This window comes from Bacillus cereus group sp. BceL062 (assembly GCF_051780025.1).
GTDB classification, from domain to species: Bacteria; Bacillota; Bacilli; order Bacillales; family Bacillaceae_G; genus Bacillus_A; species Bacillus_A toyonensis.
In genome coordinates, this window is sequence record NZ_JBPWGY010000012.1 from 187816 (window position 1) to 209393 (window position 21578).

Here is a 21578-nt window from a genome sequence, read left to right on the forward strand (position 1 = left end):
AAAGATTATTAATCTCAATTTTCAGTTATTTACTCTTTAAAGAAAAACCTGTAAGACAGGTCTCTAAAAAAGAACAGGAGAAACCTATTGTGACAGGCTCCTCCTAGAAAATAACCGATATATTATATATCTATATAATATATTATTTTCCACAAAAAGTAAAGTTAAACATACATTGGAAAAGCACTTATTTTAGTGATAATGAGTACGTTCCATCGCCATTATCATATTTATATACATACAAGTAATACTTACCTGGTTTTGCATTTAATTTTGCTTCTATATGATTTCCATTAGCTTGACCGTAAGCAGCATAATTTTGCATATCTGATTCATGGTGAAGTACCCACGTCATCCCAATTCCATACTCATTTAAAACAGAAATATCGAGATCTTTCGCTGCTGCTACATTAAATGTATAAACATCGGTGTGATCCCCGCCGATAAGGCTACCTTTTATAGTAGTGTTTAGTCCGATACGATTTGCTTCCTCTTTACGATTATTTGGTTCAGATTCTGTTAAACTTCCATCTTTAATCGTAACAGTTGTTTCACTTCTACTCTCTTTTCCTTTATCATCTTTTACTCTTAACACTACTTTAAAAGTTCCTTCTTTTTCATATGCATGTACTGGATTAACTTCTGTACTTGTTCTTCCGTCTCCAAACTCCCATGAATAAGAAACGATTTTTCCATCTTCGTCGTTTGATCCATCACTTTTGAATTGAATTCCTTCTTTTACAAGCCCATTATAAGGACCGTTTATATGAACTGTCGGAGCTTTATTTTCTCCGTCATCTTTTGCGATACCATGGAAGACTACATCATATTCAAATTCATTGGAACTATTCACACGATAATTGACGAAATATGCTGTAACCGTTTTGTAGCCGCTCCATTCTTTTTGCGCCAATTGTTCTAAAGCTTCATTTACTCTTTTACCCATTGCATTCCAGTCTTCTGATTCGCCTTTTGTTACACTACCTGTAAACGTACCTTCTAATGTAAATGTATTAAAGAATTGAGACTCGTGTTTTGTCATTTTTGCATCTTTCATAGACAACGTCTCACTAATTTCTTTCTTCACTTCTATTAACGACTTTGGTGCATGTTCAGCTAAATAATCATCTGCTACTTCCGGTACAGTGTACTTATCTTGATTATTAATTAACTGCTGCATATACTCTTGATACTCTTTATTTAGCTTAGAATCTTTACTTAGGTTTTCACGATATGCATCATAATTTTTCACGTCATTCGCACGAATTAAATCTTGAATTTTATCAAATGTTTCAAACTGATGCGTATATAAGTAAGACTGCAATGCGAACGAGTAGTTATAGAAATCCCAAGAACCATATTTAGCAAATAGTGTGCGCTCTGCTGTATAACGGCTTGCAGGATCAGATGATAATCCGCTAATGATGCTCTTTCTCGGTACTACATTATTTGTACGAGTAGATCCTGCGAAAAATTCTGCATTCCCTTCTTGGAACCAAGTTAATCTTTCATTTTGATACATATCTCCTCTTCCAAATAAACCGGGAACTTCATATCTCCCTTGAAGATAGTGAGTAAACTCATGACGGAATAACTCTTCTAAACTATAAATACTTTGCTCTGGCGTACGCTCATATGTAAAGAATGTACCTGTCTCTTCAATATAAATTCCACCGTTGTTTGTTTCATATCCATACAATTGTCTATTTAACTGATATTCATCTGGAGTATTATAGATTACTATCGTTAATACGTCGTCTGCATTACCTTGTTCTAAAGCTTTGTCATTTCCGATTACGCGGTGATATTGCGCTTTTACTTCCTTCGCAGCCCAATATAACCTCTTAATTTTTTCTTCTGACACTTTATCCCCAGTTTTAAATACAATAGATCCATCGTCGAATGTATACGTTTTTGGTAAGTATTGCTCTTTTCCTTCTTTACGAATCTTCTCTAAATCTACCGTATTCCCGCTATAATCTTTCCCGTTATAATTTGTTGTAATTTGTTCTACCGCAACAAAATACGGTTCACTTAAACGCGGATACATATGCATCGCTTGTGTAACAACCTCTAATCCTTTATTTGGATTGCTATGAAACTTCCCTAAACGGCTAGCAAAATAAATTCCATTATTAACGAGCCATTTATTTTCTGACGTTACTTCATTTAGAAGAGCAATACGATTTATTTCATTAATAAACCCATCTACTTTTCCATACCACATCGTTTCATTCGCTTCTTTACGGGCCTCATTTAAGTAAGACTGTATATCATAATCAATGCCTTGCATCATATCGTATACAGCTTGTCCTTTCATACGATCGTCTACATATGCATTAAAATTATCATTATATTGTTTTAAAATATTCGATGCGTATTGCACTGTTTCAACATCACTTGATGCATTACTAATTAATTTACCGTATGCAGATACTACTGTATCTTGCTCATTTGTTCCAAGCTTAAAGTTTGGATTTTTTGCGATTGCTTTTAAAGCCGGTAAACATTTGTCCTGGAAGCTTCTTTCATTTAAAGCGCTTAATTCATTATTATAAAATGCAAGATAAAAAGCTGAACGTAACACTTCAGTAAACGTTTGAATTCCTTTTGAATCATCTTTCGTAAATGTACTACCTCTATGAGCTAATTCGTCTATAATTACTTGCATTTTTCCGTTATCTTTATAAAAGGCTTTTGCATCTTCATTAAACTGGAATAAGTCTGTAATTTGATGCCACTTAATACTGCCTAACGTTTCAACTAACTCTTGATCATTCATTTTGTTTAAATCAGCCATTGAATAGCTGTCTTTAGCTTGCTTTACTGCCGAGTTCTTCGTAATAGATGCTGGTCGCTGTGAAAAATCTCCTACTTTTAAACGTTCTTGAAATGATAATGTTTCTTCGGCTTTAGAAGCGTGTCCGATCTCATCTACTGGTTTTTCAATTCCAACTGGTTTCGAATGCAATACATTATATGGCACCTTTTCTTCTGCTGATACATTCGTTTGAATTGCTCCTAACGATAGCGCCATTGTACTAATACTAAGCATCATTTTATTAATCTTTGATTTCTTGTTCATATCATTGCCCCCTATTTATATATTCCATTCACGAAATTAACATATTATCCGGATAAAAAGATATAAAATGCAATATTTCATATTATTTCTTCATACAATTTGAACGTATCTTGAACGAAAAGTACTTACAATTCCCGCTACAGTTTCTCCATTATTTTAGTGATTAAAACATCCTCGTATCCATATCCTTCTCCTATTCAAAAAGACCTTATCATAAGCGTATTTCAACATGAAATTGCTATGATAAGGTCTTCTCAAAGGTTTATATATTTTTGTAATAATAAGATAAAACGTTATTTATTTCTTAAATACTCTCTTTCTAAATACAAACATACTTAATGCTGAAAGAACAAATGCTAATCCCGAAAGTAAACTCGATGTGTTAGCTTGACTACCAGTTGCTGCTAAAGACTTCTGATTTTCCTCTTGCTTATTAGCTTGTTGCTTATTTGAAACTTTTTCTTGCGTACTCTCTTGTCCTACCACCTTCACCGGCCCAACTTGATTATCCCCTTTTGGCTCTTGATTCAATCCAGTTGTTGATTCTTTTACCTCTTCTTTTGTACCTTCAACTTCTTTTACTGGCTCTTTTACTTCTTCTTTCGTTTCTTCAACTTCTTTTACTGGCTCTTTTACTTCTTCTTTCGTTTCTTCAACTTCTTTTACTGGCTCTTTTACTGGCTCTTTTACTTCTTCTTTCGTTTCTTCAACTTCTTTTACCGGTTCTTTTACTTCTTCTTTCGTTTCTTCAACTTCTTTTACCGGTTCTGTCACTTCTTCTTTTTCAACTATATTTTGGATTACCGTTCCGTTAAAACTTATACTAATTTCATCAGAATCTAAATCAAATTTATATACCTTTTCACCTGGGGTACTCCATTTTATTACTCCGTTATTAAGCGTTCCGCCCTCACCTTTCATTTTGATATTGTCAATAGCTTCTCCTTCTAAGTCATATACAGGGACTTGAATTTCTTCATTTACTTTTGCTTCATCTAAAATGATTGTTTGTCTCCCGACATCAATTGAAAACCACTGCCCTAATTGTATTAGCGGTCTTACATCACAAATCTCATTCCCTGCTAAATTCAAGCTAAGTAAGTCCAGCATTGAACCAATAACCGTTACATCTTTAATATGATTGTCTGCAAGATTTAACCACTGTAAGTTTTTTAATGAAGATAACGGTGTTATATCTTCAATTTGATTATGAGATACATTCACAATATTTAATTGTTTCAAATTTGAGATGAACTCAATATTTTTCAAGCCTACTCCTTCTAAAGTAAAGTTTTCTAAGTTCGTCATGTACTCTAAACCTGTTACATCTTTTATCTCTTTTCCTTTTTCTTTAAGTATCTCTAATGTTTTAATCTGTAATAAATCTTCTTTTGTTATAGGAGCGTTTAAATTCTCTCTACCTAAATTTTCTTTATTAATATGTTGTTGTAAATATTTATCCAGGATTACATTTTGACTTTCTTTTTGTTTTTCAACTATTTTCTGGACAACCATCCCATTAAATCTTATTTTACTTTCACCAGAGCTTGTATCTAATCTAAATTCATATGTTTTTTCTCCAGGACTATTCCATTTTATAAATCCATTATTCAGAATGGCCCCCTCACTTTTTAAATTGATATTTTGAAGTGGCTCCCCTTTAAGATTGTATATTGGAATTTGTATTTCTTCATCTACGCTTGCTTCATCTAAAAAGATTTTTTGTCGTTGAATATCAATTGAAATTCGCTTACCCAATTCCTCAACAGGCCTTACGTCAGCAATTTCATTCGCTCCTAGGTTCATCTCATGTAAATCTGTTAAATTACTCAGCGGTGATATATCAGAGATATAATTCTCTTCTAAATTCAGTACTTGTAATTTTCCTAATTTAGATAATGGTGATATATCTTTTATTTCACTATCAGCAATTTCTAGTTCAATAAGATTACTCATTTTACTAATAGATTCAACATTACTAATTTTATTGTTCCCTATCCATAATAGTTCCACATTACTTAATTGGTTAATTCCAGTAAGATCACTGATTTGATTATTGGCTAAGTATAACTGTTTCATAGTTGATAATGTAAATAATGGCTGGATGTCTTCAATGTTATTACCAACTAAATCTAATGTTTTAATTTTTTTCATTTTACTTAATGGTGTAAGATCAGAAATTTTATTATCTCTTAAAAAAAGCATATTAATATTCTCTAACTGCTCAATTGGATGAATATTTTTAATTGGATTAGAAGTTAAATCTACGTACTTCAAATATCTCAATTTCGAGATGGCTGATATATCTGTTACATTAGATTCTCTTAACGTCAACTTCTCTAAATTTGTCATATGTTCTAAACCAGCTATTTCATTTATTCCTTCACCTGAATAAATGGATAATGTTTTAATCTTTAATAAATCTTCCTTAGTTATTGGATCATTTATATTTTCTCTATTTAAATTATGTTTATTAATATGCCTTTGTAATTGCTTATCTAATATTACATTTCCGCTTTCATCTTGTTGTTCCACTTTATCCTCTTTATTTTCCTTTTCTGGAACATTGTTTTCTAAATTTAAAGCATTTACTTCAAACTGCACTTGATATTTATTATCATAGGCCATCGTTGGAATATAAATATGCATTTGCATATTATATCTTTTTCCCAATTCCCCAACTTCAAATTGAATAACCTTCGTTCCATTTTTCTTTTTGTCTTCTGATATAACCTTTACATCATGAAACACACCAGGAGTATGAATATCCTCTGTTTTCAAGTATTGGAAGAAATCGCTATCACTTAACGTTGCTGTTACAATTTTCTTTCCATTCTCAATTGTTAATTTCGGATCCTTTATATAAACAGCTGCCATAGACTCTTCATTCGTTTTATCTTTATATGCTTTAATAACAGCGTCATATGTACCATCTTCTAAACCTTGTCCCGTTTTATTCGCCTCAATTGCTACCGCCGCTAAAGCAGGTGTCGAATACACAGCAAATGGAAGTGATAACGCCGCCGCTATAATCATTGCATTTATATGTTTTTTTTTATTTTTTTTCAACTTTACATCTCCTCCAATATATATAATTCAAAATGTAATCATTTCTCGAATAAATGATAATGATTTTCATTATCATTGTCAACTAAAAAAATAAAAAGTTTACAAAAAAATAATCCCTTTTAAAAGGGATTATGCCATTTTCTCTCCTGATTCTTCTTTAAAAAAGCTCTTCATCGCATGGAATACGTCTGCTTTTTGCTTTAAAATATAATATCTAAAGTTCTCATCTTTAATATTTTTATAGGCTGACATAAGCGTACTATGGCGGTTGTACTGATTCACTTCCCCATACCCAAACATATTACATTTCTTCATCAGCTCCTCAACAAGCTTTACACATCTCGCATTATCTGATGTTAAATTATCACCGTCTGAAAAATGGAATGGATAAATATTATAGCGGTCTGGTGAATATTTATTATCGATAAGCTCTAATGCCTTTTTATACACGGAAGAACATATCGTTCCGCCACTTTCTCCTTTTGAGAAAAATTCTTCTTCTGTAACAACTTTCGCTTCTGTATGATGAGCAATAAATTCAATATCAACTGTTTCATACTTTGTACGTAAAAATCTTGTCATCCAGAAAAAGAAGCTACGTGCCATATACTTCTCCCATATTCCCATCGATCCACTCGTATCCATCATCGCTAATACAACGGCTTTTGAATCTGGCTTTAACACTTCATTCCAAGTACGGAACTTTAAATCCTCTTGGTGAATTGGATGGAAAGATGCTTTACCACGCATTGCATTTCGTTTATATGCAGATATCATCGTTCGTTTCTTATCAATATTTCCCCATAGTCCTGTTTTTCTAATGTCATTAAATTCAATATGTTCAATCCGGTTTTCATCCATTTCTTTTCTCTTTAAATTAGGAAGCTCTAGCTCTTTGAAAAACGCTTGCTCTAATTCTAAAATAGAAACTTCAGCTTCATAATAATCTTCTCCAGCTGCATCTCCTGCACCTTGACCTTTTCCTGGGCCTTTTTGCTTTTGACCACCTGATCCATCTCTCGCAACGACATCACCAACTTTGCTATCACCAGTTCCTTGCCCAACGTGTTTGTTTTTATCATAATTGTACCGAATCTTATATTCATCTAAAGAACGAATTGGTATTTTTACAACATCCTTGCCATTAGACATAACAATGCTTTCTTCTGTTACAAGATCGGGTAAATTATTCTTAATTGCCTCTTGTACTTTTTCTTGATGGCGCTGTTGGTCGTCATATCCTTTGCGATGGAGGGACCAGTTTTCCTGTGAAATCGTATAATTTGGTTGATTTTCTTCGCTCATTCCTTTCCCTCCTTACTGTAATTGTCTTTCTCTATGAACAGCAATCTATAAATTTTGTTCTATAATGTTCAAGCTAAAATATTTGAAAGGTAACTGCCCATCGAAAATCACCCCATAAACATATATAACGTTTTACATACAATACTCCGAGCATCCTAAACAAAATTTTGCCACTCACATAATAGAAAGAAATATTCAGCCTCTGATAAGAAAGAAACACAATGCATTGTTGCACACATTTTCACTTTGCAACATATTGTATTGTGTTGGCTTTTTTCGTATGAATGGTTGGTTACTCTATCATATGCATATTGTAAAAATAATTGACAATAAATTCATGAAATTGCATCTTAATTTATTATATTTGGACAAGGTATGACACTTTACACATATGAATGGATAATAAAACGCTGTCCCGCAAAAAACAAGAGACAGCGTTTTGTTATCAAACTATCGATTTAGCAAGCTACCTACATAGCGTAATAATTCATTTGCCGAAGAAGAATTATAGCCATGCTCATCAATTAAACGTGCAACAACATCGTTGATTTTCTTAAGCTGATTTTCATCTGGTGTTTTCGTTGATGTTGTGATTTTCACGACATCTTTTAAATCAGCAAATAGCTTCTTCTGAATCGCTTCGCGAAGACGTTCATGCGAGTTATAATCGAAACGTTTTCCTTTACGCGCATAAGCAGAGATGCGAATTAAAATTTCTTCACGGAATGCTTTCTTCGCGTTTTCTGAAATTCCAATTTGTTCCTCAATTGAGCGCATTAGTTTTTCATCTGGGCTCATTTCTTCACCTGTTAATGGATCACGTAATTTCGATTTATTGCAATATGCTTCAACGTTATCTAAGTAATTATCCATAAGTGTCTTAGCCGATTCTTCGTATGAATATACGAATGCTTTTTGTACTTCTTTCTTAGCAATTTCATCATATTCTTTTCTTGCTAATGAAATGAAGTTCATATAGCGCTCACGATCTTCATTACTAATGGATGGATGCTGATCTAATCCATCTTTTAAAGAACGAAGTACGTCTAGTGCATTAATAGATGGTACTTCTTTTCTAATAATTGTAGAAGAAATTCGGTTAATAACATAACGTGGGTCAATACCGCTCATACCTTCATCTTGGTATTCCCGTTGCAATTCTTCTACATCAATCGCATTATAACCCTCTACCATTTCACCATCATATAAACGCATCTTTTTGTTTAAATCAATATCTGGACGCTTCGGATCTTTTAAGCGAGTTAAAATTGTAAACATCGCTGCAACACGAAGTGTGTGTGGTGCAATATGCACATTCGATACATCACTTTCATGAATCATCTTCTCATAAATATGTTCCTCTTCACTCACTCGTAAATTGTATGGAACTGGCATTACAATAATTCTTGAATGCAATGCTTCATTTTTCTTATTTGCTATAAATGAGCGATACTCTGTTTCGTTCGTATGCGCTACAATTAATTCATCTGCTGAAATAAGCGCAAACCTTCCCGCTTTGAAATTACCTTCTTGCGTAAGCGATAATAAATGCCATAAAAACTTCTCATCGCATTTTAACATCTCTTGGAATTCCATCATCCCTCGGTTCGCCTTATTTAATTCTCCATCAAATCGATACGCACGAGGATCTGATTCTGAACCATATTCTGCAATTGTTGAAAAGTCTAGACTACCTGTTAAATCGGCAATATCTTGTGATTTTGGATCAGACGGGCTAAATGTACCAATCCCTGTACGACGATCTTCCGAGAAGAAAATACGCTCTACAACTACATCCTCAATTCTTGACCCATATTCTTGCTCTAGACGCATTACATTTAATGGTGATAAATTCCCTTCAATTCTCACTCCATACTCATCAAAGAAATCATCCCGTAAATGATGTGGAATTAAATGCAGTGGATCTTCGTGCATCGGGCAGCCTTTAATTGCAAAAATCGCTCCACGATCTGTACGTGAGTATGTTTCTAATCCTCGTTTCAACATCGTAACTAATGTTGATTTCCCTCCACTAACAGGACCCATTAATAATAAAATACGTTTTCTAACATCTAATCTTTTTGCAGACGGATGAAAATATTCTTCAACAAGACGCTCTAGTGCATCCTCTAGTCCAAACAGCTGATTACTAAAGAAATTATATTTTCTTCTACCATCAACTTCTTCAATTCCGGCATCTTTTATCATATTGTAAATGCGAGAGTGTGCTGTTTGAGCCACCCATGGTCTTTCTTTCACAAGCTCCAAATACTCCGCAAACGTACCTTCCCATTGTAAACGTTCTTCTGCTGCTCGATGCTGTTCAATCTTTTTTAGAATATCCATTATAGCTCCTCCCCCATCTCCTTGTTCAATCGGATTATTATAAAAGGTATGCTAGGATGTCCTTAAACATTCTTTAAATCAAAACGAAATATATAGTAGTGCTATAAAATTCTCTCCAAAATTCAAAGAAAATTCTGTATAATATAGGTATTAAAGTTTTCACACTGCTATTCATTATAAATAAATTCTTTTCTTCTAAGAACCTTACATACATTTCAATTCATAAATAGAATTCGTAAATCGAAAAAGTAGGGGGAATATTAATATGAAATTATTATTAATTTTAGGTGTATCACTCACATTTCTTACAGCTATTTTCACATCTGGTTACAACGATAAACCAGGTACACATAAAAAGTGATGTGCTTTTAGCACATCACTTTTTTCTTTATACATCATGTATAATACATATTTTCCACATCATATTTTGATAAAGGGCGACTATAATAATAACCTTGTACAATTTCTACATTTTTTCCCTTCAAAAACTGTATTTGTTCTGCTTTTTCTACTCCTTCTGCAATTACATTCAATTCTAATGTATGAGCTAAATGAATAATTGCAGCCGTAATATTCGTATCACGTTCATCTACATGTATACCTTCCATAAAAGAGCGATCAATTTTCAAAGTATCAATTGGATATGTTTTCAAATAACTTAAAGACGAATACCCTGTTCCAAAATCATCTAAATGAATCTTTAAATTTTGTTCTTTTAATTGTAGCAACACTCTCTTTGATATGTCTTTATGTATAAGGGCTCCTTCTGTCACCTCTATCGCTAATAGATGAGCTGGTACATTGTACTTATTTAAAGCACGTGTAATCATCTCTATTAATGTAATAGATCGAAAATGTCTAGCTGAAATATTAACTGCAATCGGAACCACTTCATACCCTTTATTTAACCATTCACGTATTTGCTGACACACTTGATCTACTACCCACTCATCAAGCTTAATAATAAATCCTGTTCTTTCTGCCAGTGGAATAAATTGATTGGGAGGGACAAATCCTAATTCTTTATTCTCCCATCTTATTAAAGCTTCCATACTAGCTATTTTTTTCGTTTCAATATTAACCTGCGGCTGGTAATATAAGAAAAATTCATTTTTCTCTATAGCACGATGTAACTGATTTTCCATTACAAACCTTTTCTCACGTTCACAATCTAATCCTTTACAATAAAAATGATAATGCCCTTTTCCTTTTTCCTTTGCTTTTTCCAAAGCAGCATCAACTCTTTGAAAAAGTATTTTTTCATCGGCTCCATCTGTTGGTGCCATTACAATTCCAATTGATGCACTTAAATACACGTCCTCTTCTTCAATTACAAAATGTTCACTAATCTTTTCTAATATGTTTTTTGCAACTTCCTCTACATATTCTTTCGTTATATTTTCTATTAACATAACAAATTGATCATCATGTTCTCTAAATAAATGCATACCTTCTATTTCTAGATTGCTTAAACATTCTGTAACTTTTTGTAATACTTTATCTCCTTCTTTATGACCAAATGTATCATTAATAAGATGAAATTCATCCAAATCCATGAAAACTAGTGCAAGCTCTTTATTTTCATTTAAAAACTCATTTAGCTTGTTTGTGCATGAAATTCTATTCATTAAACCTGTTAATTGGTCATAATAAGCTAAGTATTCCGTCTTCATCTCATTTAATACTTGCCTTGTAACATCCCTCGTAACAATATACACCCCAACAATTTCACCGTTCACAATAATCGGGATCGTTCTCAAAGAAATATATAATTCATATCCTTCTTTATGAACATATTTCTTTGAAACAATTTGTTTTGCTCTCCCCTGTAAAGCTTCCTTAAATATAATTTGAAAGTCTTTTTCATATTCTTTAATAATAAAGTTAAAAATAAAGTTATTATTTAACTCTTCATATCGGTATCCAAATATTTCATACGTTGCCGGATTAGCATATGTAATTCTACCTATAGAATCTATAGATATAATGGAGTCATTATTATATTCTAGTAATGACTTAAATAACATTTGTTTTTCCTCTATCTCTGCTTTCTCCTCAATCTGAGCTGTAATATCCCTTGTAATACAAATAATAAATTGACATACCCCTTCTTCGTCGTATACAGGATTAACTGAAGACTCATAATGTAAATTACCAGTTGGGAAACTGATTACATCACAAAATGTGTGTGCTCTCGCCTCTCTCACCACTTTTGTATATTGCTCTTGTAATATTTTCACCTTTTCTCCTGATAACACTTCTGCAAATGTTTTTCCGTAACATTCTTCACTTAATCCAGCATAATCCATCCCTATTTTATTTATATAAATATATTTAAAGATCTCATCATCAATAACTTTCACAATAAATACTAAATCTTGAATAGCATGTAATAGTCCTTGTCTTATTAAATCCATATCTATCATACTTAAAAAGGTATTTTGATTGTTATATTGTTCCTTCATATTTATCTCAACCCGTCTTATCTATTTTTAATCATATATCCCATTCTATATGAATATGTACCTTTTTTAAAATGTATGACTACATATTATTTTTATTTATAAAAAAAGCCGCCTAATGGCGACTTTTAATAAACGATTTCTAAATCTAATCCTGGATAATTTTGTTGACGAAACGCTTCATAAATTAAAATTGCTGCTGTATTAGATAAATTTAATGAACGTACTTTATCCGTCATTGGAATACGTAAGCAATGATCGAAGTTTTCTTCGATTACATTAGCTGGTAAGCCATTTGTTTCTCTTCCAAACACGAAATAATAATCCTTCTCACGTTTGCTATAATCAAATGCTGTATGAGCTTTCTCACCATACTTTGTTAAATAGAAGAATTCACCATCTTTATTTTTCTCATAAAACTCTTCAATTGAATCGTAATACGTAACTTTTACGTGCTGCCAATAATCTAATCCTGCACGCTTTAACATTTTGTCATCCGTTGAAAACCCAAGCGGTCTAATCAAATGTAATTCTGTTCCAGTTGCTGCACAAGTACGTGCAATATTTCCTGTATTTGCTGGAATTTCTGGTTGATATAAAACAACATGTACGCCCACGCGATATTCACCTCTGTTTTTTGTCTACTACGTATTATACCACTTGAACGAAAAATCTCTACCCATTAATAATATGAAAGAATTTATATTTCATTTGTGGTGTGTATTTACTAGAGTCCTCATAACTCCAATAACGCCGCCGGCTATTTGCTGAATGTGCATTTACAAGTGGCATACCATCTGCGTCTTTTGCTACTACAATCGTCGTATGATTCCACCTACCGTCATCTTCGAAATCGTAAGCAATGACATCACCAAGAATAAGGTCTTCCGGCTTTTCTACAGTTTCTCCTCGCAGGCCAACTGTAGAACCTGACAAGTACCAGTAAAAAGAGTGTGCGACAGCCCAGCTCCAACTCCACTGGTTCTCCCTTTGCCACCAACCTTTACGAATATTAGGATATCCGTTCATTGGTACTTCTCCAGTATGAAGACATTGAGAAATAAAATTTGTACAATTATCAGGAAAATTGCGATACACTGGGTTTCGATCATCCCACCAACGCTCTGCATATTTTACTGCCTCTAAACGATTATACTGATAAGAACCGTATTTCTCTTTCGTAACTTCTCTTTCTAATGTTTCACCTATTCCAATCTCTTCTGGCACTTCAATAGCATAATCACCTATTATCCGGCTATTATTTAAACAAACTCTTCGTTTTAATTGTTCCTCTTCGATATAAAATAATTCTTTATGCTTAATTAAATATTTAAAATGTACTTGATAATCAATTTCTTGATAATCACTACTATTTAGCTGTCTAATGAAAGAAACATCTGCTGTTGCTTTCACTATATCTGCACTACGTTTTTGAAACAATTGTTTCTTTCTTTGTGCTAGTTGTAATAAATCTTTAGCAATACCATCCACATTTGTTCGTTTCTCTGTTACATATGCTAAAAACTGTTGTACTTGTGTTTCAATATTTTCTTTTACAACCATTTCATCTCCCTCCCATATTACAATATGAAAAAGGGAGATATTATCTACTCTTTTTTCTGCGCTAACAATGCAAGCCCACGATTCATTTCATGAAGAACTTCTTCATCCTTTTCACGTTCCATCGCTTTCTCAATAGCTTCGCCTACTCCATCTCCACCAATTTTCCCAAGTGCCCACGCTGCTGTTCCGCGTAGTACTGGTCTTGGATCATCTTTCATAACATCGATTAAATCAGGAATTGCTGATGCTTCTTTAAAATGCGCCAATGCTAAAATCGCATTTCGTTGCAATGGCTTTTTACCTCTCCATGACCCTGACATAATCCCATATTTCTCTTTAAAATCACGATTACTAATTGTTAAAAGTGGTGTTAAGAGCGGTTTAACTAATTCAGGATCTGGCTCCATCTCAGGATGATTATGAAAATCCATTCCTTTATTTTTTGGACAAACAGTCTGACACGTATCACATCCATATATACGATTTCCTATTTTATCGCGATATTCTTCAGGTAGGAACCCTTTCGTCTGTGTTAAAAAGGCAATACATTTCTTCGAATCTAACTGCCCACCCTGTATTAAAGCACCTGTAGGACAAACTTCAATACATTTTGTACAGCTTCCACATTGATCTTCTATCGGCTGATCTGGTGGAAATGGAACGTTTGTAATTATTTCTCCCAAGTATACATACGAACCAAATTCAGGTGTAATAATAGCGCAGTTCTTACCACTCCATCCGATACCTGCACGTTCTGATACAGCACGATCGCTTAACTCACCTGTATCAACCATTGACTTCACTTCTATATCTGGAAGCTTTTCAATTAAATATGCCTCTAACTTTTGCAAACGATCTCGTAAAACAAGATGGTAATCTTGTCCCCAAGAGGCACGACAAAAAATCCCACGGCGTTCTCCACGTTTACTTAATGGTGCGTTTTTTAATTTTGAAGGATACGCTAAAGCAATCGCAATAATTGATTTTGCACCTGGTAATAGAAGCTGTGGATTCGTTCTTTTTTCTATATCAGACTCTTCAAATCCAGATTGATAATTTAATTGTTGCTGCTGGATTAACCGCTGCTTTAGCTCCTCAAATGGGGAAGCACTCGCAAAGCCTATTTTATCTATACCAATTGTTTTACTATATGCAATTACATCTTGCTTTAATTGTTCAAAATCCATTCTTAATCGCCTCCTCAGATGAACCCATCCCTTATGTAACGACTATATTGGTTAGCAATTCACTTTTGGAATACTATTCTTTACTTCTATTTTCGCATACAATTATGCTTTTCAAACATTAAAAAACGCAATGCCTCGTTTATCTCAGAAACGAAACACTGCGTTGATCACAATTTATTAGAAAAACATTAAATAAAATTTGGAGCGGGTGAAGAGAATCGAACTCTCGACCAGAGCTTGGAAGGCTCTTGTTTTACCACTAAACTACACCCGCAAATATGAAATACATATAAGATATTAGAATAACTTATGTAAAGTAGTATAGCATGTAAAAAAAGTAGAGGCAAGAATTTTATCGAAAAAAGTCGAAAAAGTGATGAGAAACCTCATCACTTTTTCAATTCTTTATCAATTGCCTTCTTCATACTATCAAAATCAGGATTTGCAAGATTTCCGTTTACATATACTGAAGGAGCACCTTGAACTTTTAATTTTTGAGCACGATCTGAATCTTTACGTACTTTTTCTTTTATTTCTTTACTGTGTAAATCCTTCTTAAATTGTTCTACATCAACTTTCGGAAGCTTCTCTTTCACAATGTTAAGAAGTAATTCTTCTGTAATCCATTCTTCCGTATCTTTCTTTTGACTTTGATAAATCTCATCATAGAAAGTCCAGAATGAATCTTTATCTTGTTTATAAATTGCTTCACCAGCTGCTGCGCCTAAATCAGAATCTTTTCCAATAAATGGGAAATTAATAAAATATAACTGCACTTTACCTTTATCAATATATTCTTCTTTTAATCGTGGTAATACCGTTACATCCCAAGTACGACATGCTGGGCATTTGAAATCTCCAAATTCAACTACTTTAACCGGAGCATCATCTTTACCTAAAGATTGTTGCGTAGAATAAGCAAACATCTCATTCCCTTTATCTTTTTTGTCATTTATGATGCTATACGCAATTGTTCCGATTACAATTAATACTGCGATAGAAAAAACTACACCAAGAGCCATGAGTTTATTTGATTTCATATACATTCCTCTTTAAATTCATATTCTGTATACAGCATTGTACACAATACACATAATATCAACACTTATATACGTCACGCAATGAACACGCTCACATAAATTACAAAAACACAATAATTGTGACGATATTGTGTCACAATTTGTCACAATTTATTCAAAAAAAGAAGCTCTTCTGCAAGAGCTTCTCTTAACTTACTGCTTTTTCACGCGCATTATTTAACATCGACTGCTCTGTTTTTATATCATGGCGAATTACTAATTTCTCACTAACTGCTTGCACATACTCATCATGATTGATATATCCTTCTTTTTCCATTAATCTCAAAACTACATTTCGTCTCTCGACCGCTTTATCATAATTTTGCGCAGGTGAGTAATAAGCAGGTGCTTTCACTACAGCAGCCATCATCGCACTTTCAGCCAACGTTAATTGGTTCACCGTTTTACCGAAGTAAAGGTTGGCTGCTTTTTCAATTCCCCATGCTCCTTCTCCGTAATAAATATTACTTACATACAATTTTAAAATTTCATCCTTCGTAAATGTACGTTCAATTTTTTTTGTATAAAAAATCTCTTTCCACTTACGAGAAAATGTACGTTCATTCGTTAAAAAAGCATTTTTCGATAATTGCTGTGTAATTGTGCTTCCTCCTTGCACAACACCACCAGCTTTTATATTCTCAACAGACGCCCTAATAATTGCTATATAATCTAAACCATTATGATGATAAAACCTTTTATCTTCTGTCGCGATAAATGCATGTGTTAATGATTCTGGCACCTCTAACTTAGGCGGTACATGTAATTTACTAATATCACTTTTCTCGATCATTATATTTCCAACGAATAATAACGTACAACTTAACAATAATAATAAAATAATGGCTTTATAAAAGAATTTAGTCATTGGATTTAATGCAACTTTTTGATGATAGTTCACTCTAGATAATACTCGTTCTTTCATCTTGAACACCTCTTTTCCACACATCATATATATCTCTTAACTTAAGAATACCTTGTTGTAAAAAAATATCCCATCGATTTCTCTTACACCTACCTTACATCATTGTAAGGTATAAAAATGTATTGTATCACAGTCTTTTTTTATCTACTATTCATCTGAAATATTGAATATACATTATTTTAAAACATTCATAACAAACAGCAGCGTAGAAATTAAGAGCGTTATACTTCCTTGATTCCACTTTATTCTTTTATTATATCATCTATAAATTTCTATTTTTAAACATCTAGTAATCTAATTATATATGATATATCATAATTATACAGAACTAATGTTCTCGAAATCAATACTAGCTTTATTATCATTTTGACCCTTTTCTGAAGTAATATACATAAGAAAAGGGTAGCTATTTGAGATACACTCAAATAGCTACCCTTTTCTTACAACCTGCCTATAAGGTTATATGGCTGTACTTCCCACGTTTCGTATGGGATGAAATGCGTTGCTCTCATCGCATCAACTGTTCTTGATTTCATATGAGGACGCGTTATATACTCATCGATGTTCTCTTCATTTAAAGCAATAAATTTAGCCTCTTGTATTTCTTCAGGTTGAATTTTTATATCACCACTCACATATGCCACTTTAAACACAACAGCTAAAATATGCATAGAAGCATTATAATAGACCCCTGTAATTCCGATAGGCTTCACCGATAATCCTGTTTCCTCTTTTATTTCCCTACAAACAGCTTGATCGAGTGCTTCTCCTTCTTCTACCTGTCCCCCAGGCATTTCCCACGTATCCGCTCGCCAATGTACTTTTGTTAAAAGCACCTCATTCTTTTCATTTGTTAAATAGCCTGCTACAGCAACGATATGCTTTGGTGTTTTATGCTCCATAGAAATACCTCCTAGAAATACAATCATTTAAAATACTATCTATAATCCTATTCCATAACTACAACAAAACACCTTTAAAACCTTATCATCTTAATTATTTCAATAAAAAAGACCCAGTTCGTTAAACGAAAGGGTCCTTTTTTATTATTCGCCTAAGTCTACGTTATGGTAAACTTGTTGTACATCTTCTAAATCTTCTAATGCATCAACCATTTTTTCAAATTGTACTTGAGCATCTTCAGGAAGTTCTACATCATTTTGTGCAAGCATTGTTAATTCTGCAACTGTAAATTCTTCAATACCAGCATCTTTAAGTGCAGATTGTACTGAGTGGAATTGATCAGGTTCAGCATAAACGATAACAGAATCTTCTTCTTCTAGAATGTCACGTGCATCTACATCTGCTTCCATTAAAATTTCAAGAACTTCATCTGATGTTTTACCTTCAAGACCGATAACAGCTGTCGCATCGAACATGTAAGCTACAGAACCATTTACGCCCATGTTACCACTGTTTTTGCTAAATGCAGCTCGTACATCTGCTGCAGTACGGTTTACGTTATTTGTAAGTGTATCTACAATTACCATAGATCCATTTGGTCCAAATCCTTCGTAACGAAGCTCATCATAGTTTTCTTCTGAACCGCCTTTTGCTTTTTCAATTGCACGATCAATAATTGTTCTTGGTACATTGTATGTTTTCGCACGCTCTAATACAACTCTTAACGTTTGGTTTGATTCAGGATCTGGCTCGCCTTGTTTTGCTGCCACATAAATTTCACGTCCAAATTTCGCGTATATACGGCTTGTATTTGCATCTTTTGATGCTTTTTTGTCTTTAATGTTGTTCCATTTACGGCCCATACTTTCCACTCTCTTTCTCGTTTTAAATCTACATAAAAATATTAATATGAAATATAATGTGTATTCAACACATTTTTAAAAGAAATATAAAAAGTTCACTTTTGATTCATATTACAGACATAATATAAATCATTATCATTTTGTTCTTTCGACAAGTTATATTATACATGAATTTTTACGTTTATTACGAATTTTAGCATCACATAATATAATTTAACAAAAAAGACTCTAACATTTCTGTTAGAGTCTTTTTACATCGTCGATACCGATTGTCCGGGCCGCACCGACACTCCCGAAGGAACACGATTTTGAGTCTTTCTAGGTGACATTTATATAGTTATATAGAGTGTTCCCCCTAAAATCCTTTATTTTAAAGTATTTTAAAAATTTTGAGCTTCTTTAAACATGATGAATTAAAATGAAACGAAGCCAAAATGGAATCACAATAAATAACTGATACTTTTTACTTTCATTTCTCTCTTGATTAAAATTATCATATCTCATTTATTACTTTATTTCTCGCTAAACAATAAGAAAAAGGGAAAAATTACCATAACCTCCCCCTAATTACTTTTTATTGCTGTATAATTAAAACAGGAAAATAATTTTGGAATTCAAAGATTTGAAGGATGGAGGAGAATTATGACACATTTAAATGAAAAAAAAGCACATGGTCTTAAAGGGATAGGAGAAAAGCTAAACCCAACTATCTATCAAGTGAGATTCATGAAATTAGATGAACCAATTCAATTTGAGTCATTCCCTAAATTAAAGGAATTAGGGGAATGGTTGAGTACTTCAACGCAAATTTGGTCGTGCCACTCAACTATGTACAAGTACAACATAGAAGAGTTTGAAAAGAAGTTTTTAGAAATTACAAAGTTAACAGTTGATAATGTGCTAATATCTACTGGTGGTGTCGGATTTAACTTCATGTCACCAGGGTGGAGAGATTCTCTATAAAATGCATGTTCATTTTTATCCCTTTAGTGTTTCACAGTTTGCTTTAACTGTATAGCATGAGCTTTGATAGTATTAGTCCTTATTTTATAGTGCGATGAAAACAAAAAAACTCTATACAATTAGTATAGAGCCTGATGTTACGCCGTTCTTGATACCGATGGTCGGGGTCGAACCGACACTCCCGAAGGAACACGATTTTGAGTCGTGCGCGTCTGCCAATTCCGCCACATCGGCACAATAATAAAGGCGGCAACCGGATTTGAACCGGTGATAAAGGTTTTGCAGACCTCTGCCTTACCACTTGGCTATGCCGCCATATTTAATTTAATTGGAGCGGAAGACGGGATTCGAACCCGCGACCCCAACCTTGGCAAGGTTGTATTCTACCACTGAACTACTTCCGCAAAAATGGCTGGGCTAGCTGGATTCGAACCAGCGCATGACGGAGTCAAAGTCCGTTGCCTTACCGCTTGGCTATAGCCCATCGAATTCTTACTTAATTATATGTAAGTATCAATTAGATTATTTGTAATTTTTAAAATAAAAATGGGGCGACTGATGGGAATCGAACCCACGAATGCCGGAGCCACAATCCGGTGCGTTAACCACTTCGCCACAACCGCCATGTTGTGTAAATATATTTGGCAGGGGCAGTAGGAATCGAACCCACACTGGAGGTTTTGGAGACCTCAGTTCTACCTTTAAACTATGCCCCTATGTAAATGGTGGAGGGGGGCAGATTCGAACTGCCGAACCCGAAGGAGCGGATTTACAGTCCGCCGCGTTTAGCCACTTCGCTACCCCTCCGAAACTTACATGGTGCCGGCTAGAGGACTTGAACCCCCAACCTACTGATTACAAGTCAGTTGCTCTACCAATTGAGCTAAGCCGGCGTATTGTATTAAGATAAATGGTGGCTCGGGACGGAATCGAACCGCCGACACGAGGATTTTCAGTCCTCTGCTCTACCGACTGAGCTACCGAGCCTTATTAAAAAATGGCGGTCCCGACCGGGGTCGAACCGGCGATCTCCTGCGTGACAGGCAGGCATGTTAACCACTACACCACGGGACCATTTGGTTGCGGGGACAGGATTTGAACCTGCGACCTTCGGGTTATGAGCCCGACGAGCTACCGTGCTGCTCCACCCCGCGATAATACTATTCATATAAAATTTATATGGTGGAGGATGACGGGATCGAACCGCCGACCCCCTGCTTGTAAGGCAGGTGCTCTCCCAGCTGAGCTAATCCTCCAAAGTGGTGACCCGTACGGGATTCGAACCCGTGTTACCGCCGTGAAAGGGCGGTGTCTTAACCACTTGACCAACGGGCCAAATATTATAAATCCTTATGGCGGAGAGCAAGGGATTCGAACCCTTGATACGCTTGTGACGTATACACGATTTCCAATCGTGCTCCTTCGGCCAACTCGGACAGCTCTCCAATGGCTCCGCAGGTAGGAATCGAACCTACGACCGATCGGTTAACAGCCGATAGCTCTACCGCTGAGCTACTGCGGAATAATATTGCCTGGCAACGTCCTACTCTCACAGGGACAAGGTCCCAACTACCATCGGCGCTAGAGAGCTTAACTTCCGTGTTCGGTATGGGAACGGGTGTGACCTCTCTGCCATCATTACCAGACATTATTCTTTTGAGACAATCATTATTATAACTTATTCACTTTAAAAGTCAACAAGTTTTTTTATGTTCTCTCAAAACTAGATAACATTTGCTACATATTATATGGTTAAGTCCTCGATCTATTAGTATTCGTCAGCTCCACATGTCACCATGCTTCCACCTCGAACCTATCAACCTGATCA

13 protein-coding genes, 16 tRNA genes and 1 rRNA gene are annotated in these 21578 nt (G+C 34.4%); 1 reads left to right on the top strand and 29 read right to left on the bottom strand.

The genetic code is table 11. The features are described 5' to 3' along the window. Positions 1 to 187: 187 nt before the first annotated feature. The 13 genes from colA to ACS2MN_RS24690 form a co-directional block, all read right to left on the bottom strand. A complete protein-coding gene (gene colA / locus ACS2MN_RS24630) occupies positions 188 to 3085 on the bottom strand; it encodes a collagenase ColA (RefSeq protein WP_098954720.1) in 2898 nt (965 codons plus the stop codon). 297 nt (positions 3086 to 3382) lie between these two features. Next, positions 3383 to 6154: a leucine-rich repeat domain-containing protein gene (locus tag ACS2MN_RS24635; protein ID WP_346994864.1), complete on the bottom strand. Its 2772-nt coding sequence runs from the start codon at positions 6152 to 6154 to the stop codon at positions 3383 to 3385. Between the two features lie 129 nt (positions 6155 to 6283). Then, a complete protein-coding gene (yhbH, locus tag ACS2MN_RS24640) occupies positions 6284 to 7459 on the bottom strand; it encodes a sporulation protein YhbH (protein WP_001288242.1) in 1176 nt (391 codons plus the stop codon). Positions 7460 to 7909: 450 nt separating this feature from the next. Further along, a complete protein-coding gene (locus ACS2MN_RS24645; protein WP_000353271.1) occupies positions 7910 to 9805 on the bottom strand; it encodes a PrkA family serine protein kinase in 1896 nt (631 codons plus the stop codon). A 395-nt stretch (positions 9806 to 10200) separates the two neighbouring features. After that, the gene (locus ACS2MN_RS24650; RefSeq protein ID WP_000664282.1) at positions 10201 to 12270 is read right to left on the bottom strand and encodes a sensor domain-containing protein; all 2070 of its coding nucleotides are present in this window, start codon (positions 12268 to 12270) and stop codon (positions 10201 to 10203) included. Positions 12271 to 12395: 125 nt separating this feature from the next. Then, the gene (trmL, locus tag ACS2MN_RS24655) at positions 12396 to 12884 is read right to left on the bottom strand and encodes a tRNA (uridine(34)/cytosine(34)/5-carboxymethylaminomethyluridine(34)-2'-O)-methyltransferase TrmL (protein WP_000538149.1); all 489 of its coding nucleotides are present in this window, start codon (positions 12882 to 12884) and stop codon (positions 12396 to 12398) included. Positions 12885 to 12942: 58 nt separating this feature from the next. Further along, a complete protein-coding gene (locus ACS2MN_RS24660; protein WP_000260519.1) occupies positions 12943 to 13830 on the bottom strand; it encodes an amidase domain-containing protein in 888 nt (295 codons plus the stop codon). A 44-nt stretch (positions 13831 to 13874) separates the two neighbouring features. Continuing rightward, entirely contained in the window at positions 13875 to 15017 is a 1143-nt protein-coding gene (queG, locus tag ACS2MN_RS24665) for a tRNA epoxyqueuosine(34) reductase QueG (protein WP_346994865.1), read from the bottom strand. Positions 15018 to 15217: 200 nt separating this feature from the next. Continuing rightward, positions 15218 to 15291: transfer RNA gene (locus tag ACS2MN_RS24670), tRNA-Gly, on the bottom strand. 115 nt (positions 15292 to 15406) lie between these two features. Continuing rightward, positions 15407 to 16057 carry a DsbA family protein gene (locus ACS2MN_RS24675; protein WP_000841320.1) on the bottom strand — a complete coding sequence of 217 codons (651 nt, stop codon included), beginning with the start codon at positions 16055 to 16057 and terminating at the stop codon, positions 15407 to 15409. A 187-nt stretch (positions 16058 to 16244) separates the two neighbouring features. Beyond that, positions 16245 to 17021: a transglycosylase domain-containing protein gene (locus tag ACS2MN_RS24680; RefSeq protein WP_000664700.1), complete on the bottom strand. Its 777-nt coding sequence runs from the start codon at positions 17019 to 17021 to the stop codon at positions 16245 to 16247. A gap of 440 nt (positions 17022 to 17461) precedes the next feature. Then, the gene (locus ACS2MN_RS24685) at positions 17462 to 17923 is read right to left on the bottom strand and encodes an NUDIX hydrolase (RefSeq protein ID WP_000400461.1); all 462 of its coding nucleotides are present in this window, start codon (positions 17921 to 17923) and stop codon (positions 17462 to 17464) included. Between the two features lie 144 nt (positions 17924 to 18067). Further along, positions 18068 to 18787 carry a YebC/PmpR family DNA-binding transcriptional regulator gene (locus ACS2MN_RS24690; protein WP_000532958.1) on the bottom strand — a complete coding sequence of 240 codons (720 nt, stop codon included), beginning with the start codon at positions 18785 to 18787 and terminating at the stop codon, positions 18068 to 18070. Between the two features lie 642 nt (positions 18788 to 19429). On the opposite strand from ACS2MN_RS24690, the gene ACS2MN_RS24695 reads away from it, so the two are divergent. Then, positions 19430 to 19750 carry a DUF3884 family protein gene (locus ACS2MN_RS24695; protein WP_087949300.1) on the top strand — a complete coding sequence of 107 codons (321 nt, stop codon included), beginning with the start codon at positions 19430 to 19432 and terminating at the stop codon, positions 19748 to 19750. A 152-nt stretch (positions 19751 to 19902) separates the two neighbouring features. On the opposite strand, the gene ACS2MN_RS24700 is transcribed toward ACS2MN_RS24695, so the two are convergent. From ACS2MN_RS24700 to rrf, 16 genes are all read right to left on the bottom strand, one after another. Next, a tRNA-Leu gene (locus ACS2MN_RS24700) sits at positions 19903 to 19984 on the bottom strand. Positions 19985 to 19994: 10 nt separating this feature from the next. Beyond that, positions 19995 to 20065 (bottom strand) — tRNA-Cys (locus ACS2MN_RS24705). A 14-nt stretch (positions 20066 to 20079) separates the two neighbouring features. Continuing rightward, positions 20080 to 20154 (bottom strand) — tRNA-Gly (locus ACS2MN_RS24710). Between the two features lie 5 nt (positions 20155 to 20159). Then, positions 20160 to 20234, bottom strand: a tRNA-Gln gene (locus tag ACS2MN_RS24715). A gap of 63 nt (positions 20235 to 20297) precedes the next feature. Beyond that, a tRNA-His gene (locus tag ACS2MN_RS24720) sits at positions 20298 to 20373 on the bottom strand. A 19-nt stretch (positions 20374 to 20392) separates the two neighbouring features. Beyond that, positions 20393 to 20466 (bottom strand) — tRNA-Trp (locus tag ACS2MN_RS24725). A 7-nt stretch (positions 20467 to 20473) separates the two neighbouring features. Next, positions 20474 to 20557 (bottom strand) — tRNA-Tyr (locus ACS2MN_RS24730). 10 nt (positions 20558 to 20567) lie between these two features. Further along, positions 20568 to 20643: transfer RNA gene (locus ACS2MN_RS24735), tRNA-Thr, on the bottom strand. An 18-nt stretch (positions 20644 to 20661) separates the two neighbouring features. Then, positions 20662 to 20737: transfer RNA gene (locus ACS2MN_RS24740), tRNA-Phe, on the bottom strand. Between the two features lie 11 nt (positions 20738 to 20748). Next, positions 20749 to 20824, bottom strand: a tRNA-Asp gene (locus tag ACS2MN_RS24745). Positions 20825 to 20827: 3 nt separating this feature from the next. Continuing rightward, positions 20828 to 20904, bottom strand: a tRNA-Met gene (locus ACS2MN_RS24750). A gap of 26 nt (positions 20905 to 20930) precedes the next feature. Further along, positions 20931 to 21006, bottom strand: a tRNA-Val gene (locus ACS2MN_RS24755). 4 nt (positions 21007 to 21010) lie between these two features. Next, a tRNA-Glu gene (locus ACS2MN_RS24760) sits at positions 21011 to 21085 on the bottom strand. An 18-nt stretch (positions 21086 to 21103) separates the two neighbouring features. After that, a tRNA-Ser gene (locus tag ACS2MN_RS24765) sits at positions 21104 to 21195 on the bottom strand. A gap of 2 nt (positions 21196 to 21197) precedes the next feature. Beyond that, positions 21198 to 21272, bottom strand: a tRNA-Asn gene (locus ACS2MN_RS24770). Between the two features lie 8 nt (positions 21273 to 21280). After that, positions 21281 to 21396, bottom strand: a 5S ribosomal RNA gene (rrf, locus tag ACS2MN_RS24775). Positions 21397 to 21578 lie beyond the last annotated feature (182 nt).

What these genes read in the sequence shown, in the direction of transcription:
- ACS2MN_RS24685 (WP_000400461.1), bottom strand. Translation starts at nt 17,923, where the DNA reads ATGGAGCATAAAACACCAAAGCATATCGTTGCTGTAGCAGGCTATTTA.
- ACS2MN_RS24660 (WP_000260519.1), bottom strand. Translation starts at nt 13,830, where the DNA reads ATGGTTGTAAAAGAAAATATTGAAACACAAGTACAACAGTTTTTAGCA.
- ACS2MN_RS24680 (WP_000664700.1), bottom strand. Translation starts at nt 17,021, where the DNA reads ATGAAAGAACGAGTATTATCTAGAGTGAACTATCATCAAAAAGTTGCA.
- ACS2MN_RS24690 (WP_000532958.1), bottom strand. Translation starts at nt 18,787, where the DNA reads ATGGGCCGTAAATGGAACAACATTAAAGACAAAAAAGCATCAAAAGAT.
- ACS2MN_RS24645 (WP_000353271.1), bottom strand. Translation starts at nt 9,805, where the DNA reads ATGGATATTCTAAAAAAGATTGAACAGCATCGAGCAGCAGAAGAACGT.
- yhbH (WP_001288242.1), bottom strand. Translation starts at nt 7,459, where the DNA reads ATGAGCGAAGAAAATCAACCAAATTATACGATTTCACAGGAAAACTGG.
- ACS2MN_RS24675 (WP_000841320.1), bottom strand. Translation starts at nt 16,057, where the DNA reads ATGAAATCAAATAAACTCATGGCTCTTGGTGTAGTTTTTTCTATCGCA.
- ACS2MN_RS24650 (WP_000664282.1), bottom strand. Translation starts at nt 12,270, where the DNA reads ATGAAGGAACAATATAACAATCAAAATACCTTTTTAAGTATGATAGAT.
- colA (WP_098954720.1), bottom strand. Translation starts at nt 3,085, where the DNA reads ATGAACAAGAAATCAAAGATTAATAAAATGATGCTTAGTATTAGTACA.
- queG (WP_346994865.1), bottom strand. Translation starts at nt 15,017, where the DNA reads ATGGATTTTGAACAATTAAAGCAAGATGTAATTGCATATAGTAAAACA.
- ACS2MN_RS24695 (WP_087949300.1), top strand. Translation starts at nt 19,430, where the DNA reads ATGACACATTTAAATGAAAAAAAAGCACATGGTCTTAAAGGGATAGGA.